Here is a 19,845-nt window from a genome sequence, read left to right as displayed (position 1 = left end):
AAGATTTCAAAAGTTTTTAACAATTGTGAAATAAATTATGGCCAGCGCCCATCTCGTTCGAGCGTATGCATAACGTGTACCAAATTTTTCGGGCGGTATTTTTCATTCAACGCCCATTTTTTAATTACTGAAGCATCTATTGTTGCACAATAATTTTCTTTTGAGCTAATTATGCGGTAAACCGGACCGAATAAATTAAATGGAAAAACAGAAGAATTGTACAACTTCCCGTCAATGCTCGGATGAAGATGGGTTTCGCAATAAGCATTATCTATGGCTAAGCCTACCGCTGCTGCTTTTTCTATTATCCAGTTGAGTGTAATATCGTTTAACCGGGCATCAGGATAGCCTCCTCCAATGTTGGAATGTACACCCGCAAACCAGCGCTGCTCCATAACCTGCGGAATTTCACGCTTGTGGGCATTTTTACTTTGCGACCAAAGCGTTGGTTTAAAGCTCTTTCTTTTTTCATCAATCGCCAGCGCATGATAAGCATAATCTACGTAGCTGCTTAGCGTAGTATCATGAAATTTATATTTGTTGCTGTTAAATAGCCGAAAAATACTCAATGGAATGCCTAGAGAGCCTACTGTGTCCCAAACACCAATAAATTTTACGGCAGTTTCTACGCTATGTTTAGCACGAAATGCTTTTGCATTTTTACCGTCAGGACTCCAATCGCCCTCGCCCCTGTTTCTGTAATGGTGATAAGCTTCGTTAATCAAGCCTAAATCATCATTTCGTATTATGCCGCAATTTCTAATTAGTCCGGCTACACTTCTTGCCGTGTATGCTCCCCGACTGAAGCCAAATAGATAAATTTCATCGCCTTTAACATAGTTCCAAACCAAAAATTTATAGGCACTGATAATGTTGTGATCTAAACCCCAACCCGTTGCACCATCTAAAATCTGCCTGGTTTTACTGCCAGAAGTGCCCACCCCTTCTATGTAATGCTTTATCTGGAATATCCCCTGCTCATCGATGTTGCAAACACCTTCGAACAGTTTTTGAACATTGGTTTTTATGGGCTCGCCGTCTTCTGTATCTCCGGGACTATTCCAGGTACCATCGCAGCAAATAATAATTCTTTTCATTGAGTAGTTAATAATGATGATTAGATGATTTTACCCTAAAGTTAATGTAATCAGTCTGTTATATCCAAATATTTCTTGTAATGAAGAAGCAGGCAACAAAAGTGATTTGCTACAGCGATGTTCCGTGTTGCAACAAAAACACAAAACGTGGCTGGTTATGAATTGCTCGATGAGGATACCGAACATAAGATGCTTCTTTATTTTGATGGGGCGGTACGGAGCCTTTTCGGGCTTTTTAGAGCAATAATGATTCGAGGTGATACTTCACCAAATCAGCAGACGTTAAAAAAGGCAGGAGCTGTAAAGCGCCTGCCTTTCATACTAAACTATGGATTGATAACGCTATTTCTTCGTTACCTTAAATTCTGTTCTTCTGTTTTTGGCACGGCCAGCCGGATTATCTTTGCCGTTTTTAAACTTGTTCGCCGCAACAGGGATACTTTCTCCATAACCTTTGGATGTCATTCTGTTTTGCGCTATATTCTTACTTACCAAATAATCAACGCAAGATTTCGCCCTTCTTTCTGATAAATCCTGGTTATAAACTGCCGTTCCGACATCATCTGTATGGGCACCAAGTTCTATCTCCATTTCAGGATTATCTTCCATAATTAAAACTAAGGCATCAAGCACTTTTTTTGATGGCTCTGTTAATTCCGCACTGTTAAACTCATAATAAATGTTATCTAAAACGATTGGCACATTTACTTTGAATGAATTCAGACAGTAATCGACGTTCATCAGCGTATCGGCTTTGGCAATTTCTTCGTATGTGTAACCCTTATTTAGTGCGAAGTAATTCTCTTTGGCAAAGTTTAGTTTAACTGGTCTCCGGCGATCAATTTTAAACTGATACCGTCCGGAATTATCCGTCACTAAAGTATCTTCAACATCCTGATCAATCATTTTAACCGAAACGCCGCTCAAAGGTGCTTTTGTTTTACAATCTGTAATGGTTCCGGAAATGGTAACATATTCTATTTTAACTTCGAAAAGTTCTAAACAACAAGAAGACTCCCTGTCAGAACTGATATAACCTTTGCTGCCTTCATCGTTTGCAGCAGTGAAATAGACATCATCTTTTGATGAATTTAAGGGATAGCCCATGTTTTTTGGTGCAGTCCAATTTATCAAATCGCCCTTCGATTCAAAAAAATCAAGTCCGCCGAAACCAACACGCCCGTTACTGCTAAAAATTAACGTTTTAGTAGTGGTATTGTAGTACGGTGCTTTTTCATCCGCTTCGGTGTTTACGGTGGCACCCAGATTTACAACATTGCCTACAGAGCCATCGTTACGGATTGCAGCGTACCATAAGTCGTATTTACCAAATCCGCCAGCTCTGTCTGAAGAAAAAATCAGAAATTTACCGTCTTTCGTTACAAAAGGTTGGGCAGAATTGTGATCTTTACTGTTAATCTGTAAGCCTAATGGTTGCGGGTCAGACCATTTTTCATTAATTTTTGATGCGGAGTAAATCGCGTACTTTTCTTGTTCTCTCCAAGCGGTGAAGTAAGCTACGGTGCCTTCCGGATTAAAGGTAACTGCGGCAACCTCCATATCTTTCTGAAAGTTAATATCGACTTTTTTTACACCCACTTCCGCTTCATCGATGTTTTTCTTCGCCTGGTAGATGTTATTAATAAATGGGTTCGCTTTGGTGGAAACAACCGTTTCCCCTTTTACCGCCTTTACTACTTCAGGTTTTCCGGATACGGAAACCGGCCTTGATGAGGTAAAATAAAATTCGCTGCCCATTTTAAAAGGTGCATAATTAGAACCTAACCCATTTAAATCGTTTGGTAATCTTTTCATTTGCACCAACCTTGGATACTTCATCTCTTTAACCGCAAACTTGCAGGAAAGAACTTCAAGCCGGGCTTGTTTTATCAACTCATCCGAACTGTTTTTCTGGATAAAATTTTCGAAAGCAGTTATGGCCTGCGGAAATTTCTTGTTTGCCCTCAAACTTTCGCCATAGTAAAACATTGCCCTTTTGTATTTTGGATTGGAAAATGTGCTGGCAATCGAATAATACTTTTCAGCTTCAGAAAAATCCCGGTACAACCTGCTGGCTTCAGCCAGATTATAGAGTGAACTCTCGTAATCTTCAATCACTTTATCATCGCTGCCCTTCTTTGTTTCATTACCATATGGCAAAACAATTTGTGAGCTATCTGAAGTTATTTTTAAGGCTTTTTTGTAGAAAGTTGAAGCCGCGTAATAATCCCTATTTTGGAAATAAGCATCAGCAACTTTTTTGTAATTAACAACATACTGTGCTTCAGCAGATATTGCTGAAATTGTAATCAGGAAGAGGATCAATTTTTTCATAATACGATTATAAACGAGGACAGAAGAAATTAGGACCGATGATACCATTACGACCGATTAGTGAAATTGACAATTCTAAACCGCCGTTACTATTTGATGCCCGGTTAAAAGTTGAGGTGTTAACATCATAGCTTAAACCAAAAACCATGTTTTTAAATTGTAAGCCGACGAAAGCAATCGCCGCATCTTTTATGCGGTAGTTTCCACCGAACAAGATGTTCGATTGGTTGTTGACCATCAACTGCGCATAGGCACCTAAAGAAACTTCATTGGTATTTCCCTGATACATTACCAAGGCATTTGGAACTACGTCAAGTATTTCTGAGGCCCTTATTCTGGCGCCACCATGACCGGTAAACCGGATTGGTGTACGCGTGCTGTTGTCTGAGAACCGCTCAATCGGCCGGTTTAAATGTGCTGCACTGGCGCCAATAAAAACGTTTACATTCTGGTTTGGGTTTCCGTCGAAATACATTATGCCGGCGTTAATATCCGGTACAAATGAGGAGGTCGAAGAAAAGGTTTCGCCACTCAAAAGTCCGCCGTCGTAACCTGAAACAGGATTAAACTGATTGCCAAATCTTCCCTGCGACAAGTCGAAACTTCTGTTTACAAAGCCAGCTTGCAAGCCGAAACTCACCATTTGCAAACCTTCTAATCCAAATCTTAACCGGTAAGAACCTGAAACCAGCGCAGTTAAATAATTGAAATCCAACTCGCCTGCCCGCTGATTTAAAATTGTTGCACCAAAAGCGAAATTTTTTGTTGGCGCAACATCAAATGATGCGCCACCAGTTAAAAAGGAGTTCGAAAGTGCACCCCATTGTTGTTTAAAATTAACCGAAGCTCGGTAATCACCGTCGATAACACCAGTTAAAGCCGGATTTAGCCATAACGGATATGCATAATATTGCGAAAAATGTGGGTCGGTCTGCGCTTTCAAGTTTAGTGTAAAAACACTAAGCAGAAGCATTGTAGCATATATTTTTAGAGGTGATAGAATTTTCATGGCATGTAGTTTATATCGGTAAATTATATCTGTTAATTATCTGATTAGCGTTACGGTTCCTTTTTTCATTACTCTCGTTCCATCGTTTGATTCAATTTCGATCATGTAAACATAAACGCCACTTGGTTGAGCAACGCCTTTGTATGTTCCATCCCAGCCGGTAGTTGTAGAATTTACCTGATAAATTAATTGACCCCACTGTGTGTAAACGCTCATTTTAACCGATGCGATTGTAGTACCGTAAACTAAGAATACATCATTTTTACCATCATTATTTGGAGTAAATGCATTAGGAATGTAAATGTCGTTTCCTATCGGATTTGATGCTTTTCCTGTTACCGGGATTGAATTTGCACTGGTTTGACAACCAATCTGGCCGAGCGCTCTAACCAGGATTACAGCACCTTGATCAGGTTTTAAACCTGTAACCGCATGACTTGTTGAAGCGGCACCATTTGATGGCGATTGCCAGCTTAAGCCATTATCCATAGATACCTCGTATCCTGTAGCATTAGCAACCGGATTCCACGCAAAGGTTACGCTAGCAGGTGTAGTTGTTTGCACCCTGACAACTGGCGCAGCCAAAACCGGCAGAACGGTAACCGTTGTAGCAGTTCGGGTGGCACTGCTACAACCCGCTGCACTTACGCTTTCCACGTAAAAAATAGTTGTTGTGGTAAGCGCCGGAGTTATAAAACTTGTACCCTGACCCAAAACTGTACCGCCAGAACTAACGTTGTACCACCGGTAAGTTAAACCTGCATCAGGAGAACTTACATTTAGTATTGCTGTGCTTCCTGAGCAGATAAGGCCGTTTGTGGCACTAACCAGAAGTGGTGCAACTGGCAGCGGCGAAACGGTAATTGCAACCGGCGTACGGTTAGCCGATGTACAGGTTCCGGATACCGCTTCTACATAATAGGTTACGTTGCCAGATAAAGCAGGTGTTGTAAATGTACTTCCGCTGCCTACAATGGCTCCGCCTGTGAGTGTTGTGTACCAGTTGTAGGTAACGCCTGGTTGCGTATTTGTAACGGAAAGTGCAGCGGTACTTCCGGCACAGGCACTTACTGAGTTGCTTGCAACAATCGGTACAAATGGCTGCGGATTTACGGTCACCATAACCATTGTTCTTGCCGATGAACTCACACAGCCGCCAGCACCAATTGCTTCTACATAATAACTTACAGAACCATTTAATACACCCGTTGTGAAGCTTGTACCGGTTGTTAAAAGATTTCCACCGGAAGCGGCATCGTACCATTGGTAAGTTACACCCGCCTGAGGATTCTGAATGTTCAACGTTGTCGCATTACCCGAACAAACAGTAGATCCAGCGGCTGCGATTACCGGATTTGCAGGCGCAGCGTTTACCGTTACCGTTACTATTTTCGCAGTTGATGCTGCATTTTCACATTTATTATTGCCCCGAACGGTTACGTAATATGTAGTGTTCGTTGTTAATGCTGGGGTATTAAATACTGCACCAACAAAAGCAACATTTGTTAAAGCGGCGTCGCTGTACCAGGTAAATACTGGATTGGTTACCGTTGTTGAGCTTGCCGTTAACACTGCTGAAGAAGCAGCGCAGGCATTTGTATTTCCGGCTACGATTATATCAGTTGTGGTTGCCAGTGGATTAACATTTACAGTAACTTCTTTAGCATCCGCCGCAGCGTTTTCGCATTTATTTGTGCCCTTAACCGTAACATAAAAACTTGTCGTGGTTGTTACCGAAACGTTGTAAGTTGGACCAGTAAATACCGGAACAGTTAGCGATGCATCGCTATACCAGGTAAATACCGGTTGTGTTACTGTAACGCTCGATGCCATTAAGGTTGCAGAATTACCCGAACAAATGTTTAAGTTGTTCAAAGTGATGTCGGCCGCCATAGCATAATCCTTAACAGTAACCGTTACAACCTTTGCGTCGGCCGGTGCGTTTGCACAACTATTATCGCCCTTTACCGTTACATAATAAGTTGTTGTAATAGCTAAAGCAGGTGTTGTAAATGAAGAGCCAACATATGCTACATTCGTTAAAGCAGCATCTGTGTACCAGGTAAACACCGGATTGGTAACTGTACCAGAAGATGCCGATAAAGCTACAGTAGAATTTTTGCAGATAATATTCAACCCGGTCACGTTAATATCTGCCGCAGTTGATAGCGTATTTATATTTACCACTACGGCTTTCGCTGTGGCCGGCGAATTTTCACATCTGCCATCACCCTTTACAGTTACGTAATAAATTTTTTCGGCTGATAAAGATGGCGTTTGGAATGAAGCACCAGTGAATGCTACACTGGTTAAAGCCGCATCATTATACCAGGTAAACACAGCGTTTGGAATAGCAGAACTTGCTACCAGCGTGGTCGATGAACCTGCGCAAATTGTACTGGTTCCGGTAACATTGATATCCGAAGCTGTCGCAACAGGGTTAATGCTAATTAACACCACTGCTGCATTACCTGAAGTGTTCGCACAGCGATTACTTCCGCTAACAGTAACATAATAATTTGTATTGCCTGAAATTTGAGGTGTGGTAAATGCAGGACCAACAAATAACTGGTTGGTTAAAGCGGCGTCGCCATACCACGTAAATACCGGATTGGTTACCGTTGTACTGCTCGCGGTTAATATTGTGGTTCCGGCTGTACACAGAGATGTATTGCCTGTAATACTGATATCCGATGCCAAAGCATTTGGATTTACGGTAATGGTTACCGGTGTTCTAACCGCATTAGCGCAACCTGAGGCAGATGACGCTTCGACATAATAAACATAAGTACCTGCCGCTAAACTTGCGCTCGTTGTAAACGTATTACTGTTGCTTACCAGTAAATTACCTCCGGTTGCTGCATCATACCACTTATAAATTATTCCTGCAACAGGTTGTATACTTAAGGTAACAGGCGAGTTTAAGCAGGTTGACGCAGGATTCGTTGTTGCGGTAACAGGAACTGCAGGCGGTGCAGAAACGGTAACGACAACTTTTACAGGCGCAGATTCGCAACCATTGTTACCTGTAGCGGTTACAAAGAAATCGTAAGTTCCGGCGGCAAGTGTTGGATCCGTTAAAAACGTTACGCCATCTTTATTGGCCTGATAAACTGTTCCCTGATACCATTTATAAGTTGTATTTGGTTTAGGATTGTTTACTGTTAAAACAGCCGACGAACCTAAACAAGTAGTAGCGCTTGCAACACTTACTTCAGGGGCTGCAATAGAACGCTGCGCATAATTAAAGTCAATAGAATTGAGTATACCCACCAACCCGGAACTCAGCCTTAATTCTACACCATCAAACTGCTTAGCAGGAACAAAAATTAAAGTTGCTTCGCTGCCGTTATTAGCTAAATTAAGCTGAATAAGCTGGCTGTTTAATGTTACACCATCATTATTACTGGTGCTTCCGCTATAGGTTGTTAAAGTAATATTTGGAAGTACAGCTGCAGATAATAAATTACCTGGTGATGAAATTTTTATTCTTAAAGTATCTCCAACGTTTGATAAGCCGCCAGTGAAACCTAAGCGATGATAAACTGAGGTGTTCAAAATCCCGGCAGGAATAAACAGGGTCGACCCGGTGTTTAAATCGCTATCTGTAGCAGAACCTTGATTATAGACTGCGGCTCCGATATTTACTCCATCCACTCCGGTAGCTCCTGTTACGGTAGCAATTCCGCATGGCGTAGTGCCTGGCGTTGCCGGTGTTACAATAACAGTTACCGGAACAGGTGTGCTTGTACCACATCCTGAAACGGTCGTTGTTACATAATAAGTTGTATTTGCTGCTAATACTGGTGTTAGAAATGTGTTGCCGGTGTTTACCAAATTGAGCATTCCGGAATCGCTGTACCAGTTAATTGTCGCACCAACAATTGATGTTGTTGCCGTAAGAAACGCACGTGTACCTGAAACAATTGTTGCAGATGCCGGTGTAATTACAGGCGCATCAGGGATTGCCCCGATATTTACCGTAGCCGTAGCTCTGGCTGATGCTGTTCCGCAGCTGTTTACGGCCTCTACGGTATAAGTAGTGCTTGTTAATGGCGTAACGGTTAAAGTTGTTCCGTCGGCTCCAGCGCTGTTACCATTTACATCGAACCACCTGTAGATTATTCCGTTAACAGGATTTTTAACCTGTAACACGATGGAACTTCCGGCACAAGCGCTCACGGTTGGAGCCAATAATTCTGGCGTGGCAGGCAATGGTTGAACGGTAACATCTACTGCTGTTTTAGCGCTTACGCAGCCTGAGGCAGAAACTATTGCTACATAAAATCTAGTATCAGCAGTTAAAACTGCGGTTGTGTAAGTAGGCCCATCTGCCAATACATTTTGAGCTGCATCAAACCATCTGTAAGTTACACCCGCAACAGGATTTAAAACCGACAATGTTGTTGTTAAACCAGCGCAACCCGAAACGCTTGCAGAAGCTACCTTCGGTGCTAATATAGCACGCTGCATATAGTTAAGGTCTACAGAGGTTAACGCTCCCAACACACCTGAATTTAAACTTAATCTTGCGCCGTCGAATTGACCGGTAGGAATCAGGGTAATCAGGGCCTGAGTGTTACCGTTCAAAAGCCTGACGTTAAGTAGCCCGCTATTTAAAAGTACAGCATCATTATTCGAATTTGCACCGTTGTAAGTGGTAATCGAAATATTATTTAACACGCCCACTGAAGCCAGGCTTTGAGGAAAAGAAACGAGTACCTTCAATGTATCCCCAACGTTAGACAAACTTCCAAAATATAAGTTTTGATAAACGGTTGCGCCAATCGCACCTACCGGCATAACGAGTGAGGATGCAGTTTGCGCATCGTTATCAATTGCTAAATCAGCATTAAAAACACCGGCAAGCAAAGCCACTCCCGAAACGCCGTTAGTTTGAGTTGCGGCAACTTCACAAGGTATTATAGTTGGCGTACCAGTACCATTTACGGTTATTGTAACCTGTACCCTGCTCGAAGATGCACAGCCAGATGCCGAAACAGATTCGACATAGTAGCTGGTGGTTGTTGTTATTGGAGGCGTTACAAAAGTTGAACCCGAGAAAACTGGTGTTGTGGATGATTGTGAATCGTACCAGTTAAAGGTAACGCTGGTTTCATTTGAACTTGCGGTTAACGTTGCGGTTTGACCAGCGTTTACGTTCAATGATGAAGCTGTTACTGTCGGAATCGCCGGTCTTGGAGTTACTGTTACTGCTGCAGGAACTCTGTTTGGACTAACGCAACTTCCGTTGGCAGCTTCGAGAAAATAAGTTATATCAGCGTTCAAAGCTGGTGTTACAAAAGTACTTCCGGTAAAGAGTAAACTACCACCCGTAGCCGCCGAGTACCATCTGTATGTTTGTGCAGGGTCTGGGTTGCTAACCGACAAAGTTGCTGACGAGCCGATGCAGGCATTCGCAATCGGTGCTAATACAGGTAAAGCCACGGCCGGTGTTACCGTTACAACAACCGGCAGTCGGGTTGTATTTGCACAATTTCTGTTTGTAACTTCGATATAATAGGTAGTTGTCGCATTTAGGGTTGGCGTTGTAAACGTTCCGCCGGATGCAAGCAGATTTCCGCCGGTTGGCGCATCAAACCAGCTTAAAGATGTGCCTCCATTTGCTGTTGCTGAAAGTGTGGCTGTAGTTCCTGAACAAATTGTTTGAGAACCACTTGTAAGCGTTGGATTTGGATAAATAACAGTTGCTCCATAAATATCAAGGCTGCTAACCGCTGAAACCAAACCACCGAAACGCACTTCCACCCTGTCGTAAGCGCCACCAGCTGCAAGTGTAGCAGTAAACCTGCTTCCACCTAAAAGCGCTAGTTTAAGTGTTGATGAATTTAACTGGTTGCTGGAAACAATTGTCTGCCCGTTCATAACATTTACGGTTACATTGCTCAAGAGCGATAAATCCAGCAATCCGGTTGGCAAACCCAGATCTAATCGGATACTGTCTGTTGCTACCCCTACTGAAGGAAATATCAGTTGTTGATATCCTGTTGAGGATACGCCAACCGCCAGACTAATTCTTGTAAAATTATTTGGGTTTACATCGGTAGAATTTCCGGCACCACTAATACTGCATAACAGGCAAATACCAGTGATTCCTGTATTTTGATTGTTCGCAGTGTTACAAGCGGTATTTCCGCCTCCGCTGATAACGGTAACGGTTACCGGAACCCTCGCTTCACTTACACAACCATTTGCATTTGTGGTTTCAACATAATAGGTAGTTGTTGCCGTTAATGCAGGCGTGGTAAAGTTAGATCCTGCAGCCAATTGCGCTCCTCCTGTGGCTGCAGCGTACCACTTTATCGTGTTGCCGGCATCGGCTGTTGCCGACAATACCGTACTCTGACCCGAATTTACAACCTGGTTATTGGTGGTTACAACCGCTGGATTTGCCGGTGGGTTAACCGTAACATTAACCGCTGTTCTGCTGCTGACTGCAGTTCCTGAAATTGCTTCAACATAAAAAGTAGTTGAAGAGTTAATGGCTGGTGTAACAAAAACACCCGAATTGTTTGTTACAAGTGGCGTGCTACCTGTTGCACCATACCAATTATAAGTAACACCAGTTTGCAGATTGCCAACTGTCAGAGTAGCCGAACTTCCTGCGCAAACAGCTACACTGGCTACAACAGGCTGATTTACATTGATAACAATTGTGTAATCTGTATTAACCTTATTGTTATTCGCGTCTGTTCCGCTTAAAGAAACAACATAGGTTCCTCCTAGTGTCGGCGTGCCTGCAATTTCCCTGGTAACGGTATTAAAACTTAATCCCGGAGGCAGGTTACTTGCAATGTAGGTATATGGTGGAGTACCGCCGGTTACCGGTGGCAAAGTCTGCGTTGAATAAGCGGTTCCAACAACACCGCTTGGTAAGGCTGCTGTCGGCAGCGATAAAACGCCCGATACGCTCAACGGATAAGTGTTAGATGCCGTTCTTCCCTGACTGTCTGTGGCAGTTACCGAAATGGTATAATTTCCCGCCTGAGTTGGTGTTCCGGTTATTTCTCTTGTGGTTGCGTTAAATGTTAGTCCGGGAGGAATTCCGGTTGCCTGGTAAGTATAAGGCCCAACCCCACCTGTTGCCGATGGAATCGTTTGAGCTGGATAGGCAGTTCCGGCTGTGCCACTGGCAAGGGTTGCGGCTGGTAATAAAAACGGATCAATTACAGCAATACTATAATTTGTACTTACAGTTTTGCCGTCAGCATCTGTAACAGTTACCGGGAAGGTAAAAGTTCCGGAAGCAGTTGGCGTTCCTGTAATTTCTCTTGTTGCTGGGTTAAAACCTAGTCCCGGAGGCAGATTAACAGCTGCGTAAGTGTAAGGACCTGTACCACCTGTTGCACCTGGAATAATTTGTGGTGTGTAAACCTGACCTGTTGCACCATTTGCCAGCGTGGCAGCAGGTAGTAATAATGGATCAGTTATTTTAACCGAATAAAGCGTTGTTACACTACTCCCGTTTGCATCTGTTACCGTTACCGGGATATCATAATTACCAGCCTGCGTTGGTGTTCCGGTAATTTCCCGGGTTGCAGAATTAAAAGTTAAACCCGGAGGCAGATTAACCGCTGTATACGCGTAAGGACCTGTGCCGCCGGTTGCAGAAGGGATTGTTTGCGCAGGATACGAACTACCTGTTACGCCAGCAGGTAAAGTTGCTGTTGCAAGCGCAAGTGCGTCAGTAACTGTGAGCGTATAATTCGCAATCGCTGTGCAGCCTTTGGCATCGGTAGCAGTTACCGAAAAGGTATAATTGCCGCTAAGTGATGGCGTTCCGGAAATTGCGCCTGCTGAAGAAAGGCTTAAGCCAGAAGGCAACGTGCTACCACTGCTTAAGGCATAGGTAAAAGCAGGTGTTCCGCCGGTGGCTGCATCAATTTGTTTCGTATACGAAGAGCCGACAGCAGCATTGGAAAGTGCTGTTGTGTTAAAGGTAATCGCTGGATTTACGGTAACATTAATAGGAACCCTTACTGACTCTTCTGTGCAACCCAAACGCCTGGCAGCCACATAATAAACCTTATTGGCTGATAGTGCCGGCGTGGTGAATGTACCATTATAAGCGGTTGTAGATAAAGCAGTTCCTCCTTCAATTACATCATACCAGCGCAATTCATTTGTGTTTGGAGTTGTAGCAGCTAAAGTTGCAGTAGCGTTAAAACATGTTGCCACATTATTACTAGCAGGTAAAACGAATGTTGGTCTGCCTGCCGACTTCGTTAGTCCGTAAATCCGGATTGTTTGCGTTAAATTTGCATTTAGCAGAGATGAGAGTGTCACACTTACCCGGTCAAAAGGAAGGCCTGGCGAAAATGGCACGGTAACTGGCTGGCCGTTGGTTAACAGTGCAAGCAAATCAACATTCAAAAGTGCCGAGGCGGAAGCTGAGTATACCGAATTGCTGCCGCTATATGCTGTAACGGTAATCCTGTTTAACACCCCTGCAGTTAACAACGCAGAAGAAGTACTAAATCTCAAATTAAAATCGTCGCCTGCATTTGATGGTGTACTAAAATAAAAATTCTGGGTAATTGAACCGGCCACACCCAGTGCACCTAAGCTTAATTCCGAATAATTTGTGGCGCTTGCATCTATGGCGTAACTTGGATTGGTTACACCGGCTTTACCTAAACCTAAAGCATCTACAGTTAAGCCGTTACCTTCAAAATCGGTCGCAAAAGCAGGCGAACAGGCATCGACGCCAGATGTGTAAAAAGCATTAAAAACTTTTGTATTGTTTAATGTACCTAATAATAAAGCGCTTGTTGCATCACGAACGTAAACCCTGTCGTAAGCTTGTGACGGCCTTAACGCAAAGTAGAAAAAGCCCTGCCCGTCTCTAATCAACCGTAAGTTTGGCGATGTAAAAGACCCGGTACTTGAACCGCTAAGAACAGTTGTTCCGCCAGCATTTCTTGCCCCCGCTTCGATGGAGTGGTTACCCAAAGCAACACCTCCTACCACGCCAGAAAGCAGACCACCCAGGTTACCGCCAAGTAACTGGTTTAGCAAAGTTGGATCGGCATCAATTCTTATGAAGGATGTTGTGCCCGCAGGAAGCGTATTTGGAAACTTCAATTCAATCTCGCCCACATAAGCGCCTATTCCGAGTGCTAAACCTCCCGAAGATTTGACCGTTGCAAAAGTGGTTTCATCAGCCGTGGTTGCGTTTATAGCATTATCTACGGTGGGTGTATCAAAACATCCGAAGGCATTAAGTAAGCCACAGCCCGTTAAAGAAGATTGGCCGTTGGCGCTAACTTTACTTACCGTATTTGCATAAATTTTTGTTTGGGCATACGATTCGGTGTTTGTAAGCGTTAGTAATGAGATGATTGCAACTAGTTGGATAATGCAAAATTTCCCGAAACGGGATTGAAGGGTAGCGAATTTCATCATATCAGGCGTTATTAGGTTTGATTCTTCGAATCTCAATAGCACATCCCTCTAAAGGGTGGTTTGGCATTCGTTGTCAAATCTACGTTAGCATATCGCAATAGGATTTATCCATTGTTGTTCATTGTTTTTCAGAAATTTTCATTCATTTTGTTCATAGGAACTTTGTTACGTAAATGATTTCTGCTAATGCATAATTTTGGTGACATTAGCTTTTTATCCTCTAAAATGAATACAAACGAATTGCTCTCCCAGCTCAGGAAATTCGTTCTTATAAAATCGGGTTTGAGAAATATAGACCCGGGACATTGTAAGACGATATCTGAACTCGTATTTAAGGAAACAAAAAACTACGTTAGCGAAACCACCGTTAAACGCTTCTTTGGTTTTGCCCAAACTTTGCATAAATTTTCCCTCTTTACTTTAAACAGTCTTGCCCAGTATATCGGCTATACCGATTGGGATTCATTTTGTAAAGACAAGAAAAATCAAATCGAAGATGTAAATGATGTCTGGTCTGACCTCAAGATAAGATGTCAGGCGGTTACAGATGTATCGCTTATCGCGAAAAAAAATAACTCGGGCGTCCCCTTCATCGCGACAGCGAACAGAAGTTTTTTATACGCTGATTTCGACTACTTTTTAAATAAACCTTACCAGTTTACAACTATCAACGCACAACCTGGTCAGGGGAAATCGATTTTTATAGCGCATTTGGTAGAGCATTTTTTCTATAGTGAACACGCCATTTACAAAAACGACATCGTTCTGTTAATTAATTCAGGAACGATAAATGAAATTATTCAGAACGATTTATCGTTAAAGGAATGGTTTCTAAAAGAGTTTAAATTTGCTGGTATTTCAGAACTTATTGCCTATTTCAAACGAAACCCGAGAGAACGAAAGGGTCGCTTTGTTTTAATTATTGATGGAACAGACCACTTCCTATCAAAAAATAAATACTTTGAAGTTTTCACTGATTTTCTATTCAGTGTTGCAGAATGCGATTTCCTGAAGATTGTTATTGGGTTGAGGGTAAATACCTGGATTAATATGCAACCAGCCATTACGGGCTCTGCATTTTTAACTAAATCGTGGTACAAAGGTTTGTTTTTCGATGATGAAAATGGCACAAATGTACCGCTGTTAAACCAAGAGGAGATTTTCTATACGCTCAGCCACATAGAAGGAAGAAAAATCGATGAGGGGGATTTACATCCGGGGCTTATTAAGCAATTTTCAACTCCATTCTGGCTGCAGGTTTATTTTAAATTAAAACAGGAGCATACCACCATAAGGCTTGATAATTACCTGTTATGCCTCGAACTGATAAACTATTTTTTGGAGAAGAAAATATTTTTGTCAAAAAACAGTACTGAGAAAATTTTCATTCTGAAGCAAGTCAGCAATTCCATTTCTAAAGGGAATGTTTGCCACCGCGTTGCCAAAGAGAAACTCTTAAATTACATTTCAAGCTATCCGGAAGCTTATCAGGAGTTGATTTATGACGGGATTCTTATCGAAGAAAAAAGATTAACAACATCGATTCCAACGGAAATAATCAAGTTTTTAAACGATGATTTATACACCTATTTTCTGTTCCTGGAGCTTACCGAAAAAGTAAACTTTAAGCCAGACAAGGCCTTCTTTGAAGAAATTTTGAGTGTTTACGAATTGGAGCCGGAGCTAAGGGCACTTATGCTAAACTGGAGCATCCGTTTCTGTCTGAACAGAAATGAAATTCAGGCGCTTAAACATATTTTTAGGCTACCATTCAGTAATGATGAAAAAAATAATGCGTTTGATTTTATTTGCGATGTGGCGCTGTTTGAGCTGGAGAAGGGAGATGGAAATTTTAACGCCCAGACTATTGATATACACTTCATAGATATTTTAGTTTTAGGAAAGCTTGTTAGTAAAAACTACAAGGAAACGATAAAAAGAATTTCTGAGAAAGTTTTCAAAGAAGAAATTCAAATTTTGCTGAACGTTATCGAATGCAGCGTTTGTGTGATAGATATGGACAGAAATGCCCTAACTAAGAACATGAACGTTTTAAAAAGACACAGCAAAACCATGCAGGATATGTTTCCAATAAATCCTTATGATTTAATTCTGTATTTATCTAACGTACTGAACAATAAGCTTAACAAGAGCAAAACACTTGATGCAAAGATTTTACACCTGTGTGAAGAAATATATAATAGTGAGCCTAGAAGAAATGAGGAAATTACAAGTGTAGAAATTATAACTTATAGATTGGTTGTTTTAGTGCTATTTACCAATAGAAGTTATGAAGAGTGCGGGCGGTTTTTACAAGCGATTATAAACAAATATCCAAAAATTTTTTACTTGCGATCGTCTATATTCTCGTCGTTTCTGTTGATATTTTCTGTTCAAATCTGCATCAAACTGAATCAGCACAAACAGGCGCAGCGTTTAATAAAATACCTCGATAAACTCATTAATGAAAGCAATACCTATTACACGCCATATATAAAATCTGCATACTATATTGCAAAATCAAACTTTCTTAACCAAACCAAAAATTATGAAGGTGCCTTAACAGAAATAGATAAAGGACTGAATATTACAAATACTAACGAGCTTTATGTCTCTGAAATTGCCCTTCGCTTAGTTAAAATAGATGCGCTTAAGCGCTCCAATAAAACCGAAAGTATTAATCAAAACATTAAAGATCTACTCAACTTTTTACAGGCTCGAAATTTAAATATGCCCGATTTTTCAAACGTAAACAGCAGCGACTTTGATCACACTTTCAGTATTCTTAAATCTTACAAACAAACCTGAGTTTAGTTACATTTGATTTATAATGAGCTGTATTCCAACTGCAACCAGGCCTGCATTTCCCAACTCTATATCAAAACTTACGGTTGCTCCTTTTATACTCTGCAACATATTTCTTTCAAATTCAAAAGGAATTTCCTGATCATTCTCATCAGTAATAATCCCTCTTCCATCATTTTCTATCGATGTGATAGTACCTTTCCTAAGCATACAACAAAAGCTAAATTGTAATTTGGCGCAATAATAAAAATAATTGTAATATTAATTTGTATACGCTATAATACAACTCACAACTTTTTTGATTAAAGGATCAGGTGAATTATTTGGCAATAATACAAACAAAGCCCTTTGCTTTTCAGCTGAAGGGCTACTTAAAACTTAATCAATCCTTCAAAATTACGAACTGACTAAATTCTTACAGCATAATAACGGATTGTTATACAGATAGTTTTATTTTTTTTAAAAAACTTTTATAGGGATTTTTTTTCGAATTATTAAACCTTAAATGGTTTTATAGGTTTTTTAAGTACATCTAGTAAACAAAAACATGAAAGAAGAAAATAAAATTAGCAGACGCAAGGCAATAGGAAGCCTTGGTCTTGGCTTGGCTGCCGTGGCCGCTACCCCGGTTTTTGATGCTTCGGCCAGGACCGGAGCATTTTCTGTTGCTGCAGATGGCTTGGTGGATCCGACAACAAAATATCCAAGGCCGCCATTTCAACATGTTAACGCACCCTGGCCTGCGCTTACCAGCGAGATGAACCCAAAACCAGATCATGGCGAAACCACTTACAAAGGCTCTGGTCGGTTGGCAGGCAGAAAAGCCCTGATTACGGGAGGAGATTCGGGTATGGGACGGGCTGCAGCAATTGCGTATGCCCGTGAAGGTGCAGATGTTGCGATAAATTACCTGCCAAGAGAAGAGCCCGATGCCAGAGAAGTTGTTGAATTAATTAAAAAAGCCGGCAGAAAAGCGGTTGCTATTCCCGGCGATATACGTGACGAATCTTTCTGCAAAAGACTAGTTGATGAAGCTGCAAAGAGTTTAGGCGGACTTGATATTCTGGTAAGCAACGCCGCCAGACAGCAAACGCACGATTCGATTATGGATATTACCAGTGAGCAGTTCGACTGGACAATTAAAACAAACATTTATGCACCATTCTGGATTATAAAGGCAGCACTTCCCTACTTAAAACCCGGGTCGTCTATCATAGGCACTACATCAGTTCAGGCAACAGATCCATCTGGTAATTTATATGATTACGCCCAAACCAAGGCCGCAACAACTAACTACGTTAAATCGCTGGCGAAACAACTGGGACCAAAGGGAATACGGGTGAATGGTGTAGCGCCAGGTCCTATCTGGACGCCATTGCAAATGGGAGGCGGTTCAACGCCAGAAAAGTTAAAAGAGTTTGGTAAAGAAACACCGCTCGGCAGACCAGGGCAGCCTGCAGAGTTGGCCTCTATTTATGTGCAACTCGCTGCAAATGATGCAAGTTTTTCTACCGGACAAATATATGGTGCTGCTGGTGGCAGTGGCCAGCCTTAGCATTAACGTGCCGCGTTTAGCGGCACGTTAACTATTTTACCGCAACAAGGTATTCTGGATCCTCCATAATATTAACATCAATAACGGCTTCTGCATTTTTTAAAAGCAACCGGCAATCATTGCTCAGGCGCTTTAAATGCAAGGTTTTTCCAACGCTAGCATATCGTTCTGTTAGTTTATTTAACGCGTCAATTCCGCTCATATCAGCAACCCTGCTTTCCTTAAAATCAATCACCACTTCGTTAGGGTCTTTGGCGATATCGAACTTTTCATTAAATGCAGTTACGGATGCAAAAAATAGCGGACCGTAGATTTCATAGTGTTTTACGCCTGCATCATTCAGGTATTTCCGGGCCCTAATTCGCTTTGCGCTTTCCCATGCAAAAACTAAAGCTGAGATAATTACACCAATTAGAACTGCCAGCGCAAGGTTATGCAGAAAAATAGTGATGGCGGCAACGATAATGCCAGTGAAGATATCTTGTTTAGGCATTTTGTTTATGATTCTGAAGCTAACCCATTCAAAAGTACCAATAGCGACCATTATCATGACACCGGTGAGTGCCGCCATGGGTACACGCTCGATTATTGGCGCCCCAAAAAGTATAATCAATAAAATGGTAAACGAAGCTATAATACCTGATAATCTCGCTCTTGCGCCCGCCGATAAATTGACAAGTGTCTGGGCAATCATCGGGCAACCGCCCATCCCAAAGAAAAACCCGTTAACAATATTTGCAGTACCCTGAGCAACGCATTCTCTGTTGCCATTCCCTTTTGTAGCGGTCATTTCATCAACAAGATTAAGCGTAAGCAGCCCTTCAGTTAAACCTACGCCCGCCATAATAATTGCGTAAGGAAAAATTATTTTAAGCGTATCAAAATGGAAAGGAATTTTCGGAATGTGAAATGGAGGAAACCCGCCGCTAACAGAGGCGATATCTTTAACAGTTTTGGTATCTACGTTAAAGAAAAAGACAATAAGGAAAACAACAATAATTGCGACTAATGATGGTGGAACTGCCTTCGTGATTTTTGGCAGCAATACAACAATTGCGATGGTTAACAAAACCAAACCGAGCATGATAAACAATGCCGGACCCGCAAGCCAGCTAACCTGGCCGTTCACAACGGTCTTAAATTGTTGCAACTGCGCCATAAAAATGATAACAGCAAGTCCGTTAACAAAACCATACATAACCGGTTGTGGAACAAGCCTAATGAATTTTCCTAGCTTGAACAGCCCAATTATGATTTGTATTGCCCCAGCTAAAATAACTGCAGCAAAAACATAATCAAGTCCGTGAGATTTCATCAAAGCAATTAACACAATAACAGTGGCTCCTGCCCCGCCGGAAATAAGACCCGGCCGCCCCCCAAAAATGGATGTGATCAGGCCCATTATGAAAGCCGCATACAAACCAACAAGTGGCGGAAAACCAGCTAGAATTGCAAAGGACAAGGATTCCGGCATCATCGTCATTGCCACCGTTAAACCCGCGAGGATTTCATTTTTGTAATTAACTTTTTGTTTAAAATCAAACAAATTAAGGTACGATTTCATAGAAGCGACAAAGATAAGCCAATTAACCAATGGATTTTAACATCACAAAACTTTT

General features: G+C 41.8%; 8 protein-coding genes. 2 read left to right on the top strand and 6 right to left on the bottom strand.

The window, feature by feature from the left end:
• Positions 1 to 35: 35 nt before the first annotated feature.
• The 4 genes from ASG14_RS16530 to ASG14_RS16515 form a co-directional block, all read right to left on the bottom strand.
• A complete protein-coding gene (locus ASG14_RS16530) occupies positions 36 to 1,097 on the bottom strand; it encodes a DUF2235 domain-containing protein (RefSeq protein WP_056872183.1) in 1,062 nt (353 codons plus the stop codon).
• Positions 1,098 to 1,439: 342 nt separating this feature from the next.
• Positions 1,440 to 3,431 carry an OmpA family protein gene (locus ASG14_RS16525; protein ID WP_056872182.1) on the bottom strand — a complete coding sequence of 664 codons (1,992 nt, stop codon included), beginning with the start codon at positions 3,429 to 3,431 and terminating at the stop codon, positions 1,440 to 1,442.
• Between the two features lie 7 nt (positions 3,432 to 3,438).
• Complete coding sequence (locus ASG14_RS16520; protein WP_056872181.1) at positions 3,439 to 4,440, bottom strand: PorP/SprF family type IX secretion system membrane protein; 1,002 nt, start codon at positions 4,438 to 4,440, stop codon at positions 3,439 to 3,441.
• Between the two features lie 36 nt (positions 4,441 to 4,476).
• Complete coding sequence (locus tag ASG14_RS16515) at positions 4,477 to 13,866, bottom strand: putative Ig domain-containing protein (protein ID WP_082491656.1); 9,390 nt, start codon at positions 13,864 to 13,866, stop codon at positions 4,477 to 4,479.
• A 225-nt stretch (positions 13,867 to 14,091) separates the two neighbouring features.
• On the opposite strand from ASG14_RS16515, the gene ASG14_RS16510 reads away from it, so the two are divergent.
• Entirely contained in the window at positions 14,092 to 16,674 is a 2,583-nt protein-coding gene (locus ASG14_RS16510) for a hypothetical protein (protein ID WP_157274967.1), read from the top strand.
• A gap of 6 nt (positions 16,675 to 16,680) precedes the next feature.
• Here the strand turns inward: ASG14_RS16510 and ASG14_RS16505 are convergent, their stop codons facing one another.
• Complete coding sequence (locus ASG14_RS16505) at positions 16,681 to 16,881, bottom strand: hypothetical protein (protein WP_056872178.1); 201 nt, start codon at positions 16,879 to 16,881, stop codon at positions 16,681 to 16,683.
• A 337-nt stretch (positions 16,882 to 17,218) separates the two neighbouring features.
• On the opposite strand from ASG14_RS16505, the gene ASG14_RS16500 reads away from it, so the two are divergent.
• Positions 17,219 to 18,226, top strand: coding sequence for an SDR family oxidoreductase (locus tag ASG14_RS16500; RefSeq protein ID WP_056872177.1), 1,008 nt, complete (start codon positions 17,219 to 17,221; stop codon positions 18,224 to 18,226).
• A 31-nt stretch (positions 18,227 to 18,257) separates the two neighbouring features.
• On the opposite strand, the gene ASG14_RS16495 is transcribed toward ASG14_RS16500, so the two are convergent.
• Positions 18,258 to 19,790: a SulP family inorganic anion transporter gene (locus ASG14_RS16495; protein WP_056872176.1), complete on the bottom strand. Its 1,533-nt coding sequence runs from the start codon at positions 19,788 to 19,790 to the stop codon at positions 18,258 to 18,260.
• Positions 19,791 to 19,845: the final 55 nt, after the last annotated feature.

The organism is Pedobacter sp. Leaf194, assembly GCF_001423945.1.
Classification (GTDB): Bacteria; Bacteroidota; Bacteroidia; order Sphingobacteriales; family Sphingobacteriaceae; genus Pedobacter.
The sequence above is the reverse complement of the archived record's forward strand: the minus strand, read 5'-3'. Positions and strand labels throughout refer to the sequence as shown.

Excerpts from the sequence above, each read along its gene's own strand:
- ASG14_RS16510 (WP_157274967.1), top strand. The coding sequence starts at position 14,092 with ATGAATACAAACGAATTGCTCTCCCAGCTCAGGAAATTCGTTCTTATA.
- ASG14_RS16525 (WP_056872182.1), bottom strand. The coding sequence starts at position 3,431 with ATGAAAAAATTGATCCTCTTCCTGATTACAATTTCAGCAATATCTGCT.
- ASG14_RS16515 (WP_082491656.1), bottom strand. The coding sequence starts at position 13,866 with ATGATGAAATTCGCTACCCTTCAATCCCGTTTCGGGAAATTTTGCATT.
- ASG14_RS16495 (WP_056872176.1), bottom strand. The coding sequence starts at position 19,790 with ATGAAATCGTACCTTAATTTGTTTGATTTTAAACAAAAAGTTAATTAC.
- ASG14_RS16500 (WP_056872177.1), top strand. The coding sequence starts at position 17,219 with ATGAAAGAAGAAAATAAAATTAGCAGACGCAAGGCAATAGGAAGCCTT.
- ASG14_RS16505 (WP_056872178.1), bottom strand. The coding sequence starts at position 16,881 with ATGCTTAGGAAAGGTACTATCACATCGATAGAAAATGATGGAAGAGGG.
- ASG14_RS16530 (WP_056872183.1), bottom strand. The coding sequence starts at position 1,097 with ATGAAAAGAATTATTATTTGCTGCGATGGTACCTGGAATAGTCCCGGA.
- ASG14_RS16520 (WP_056872181.1), bottom strand. The coding sequence starts at position 4,440 with ATGAAAATTCTATCACCTCTAAAAATATATGCTACAATGCTTCTGCTT.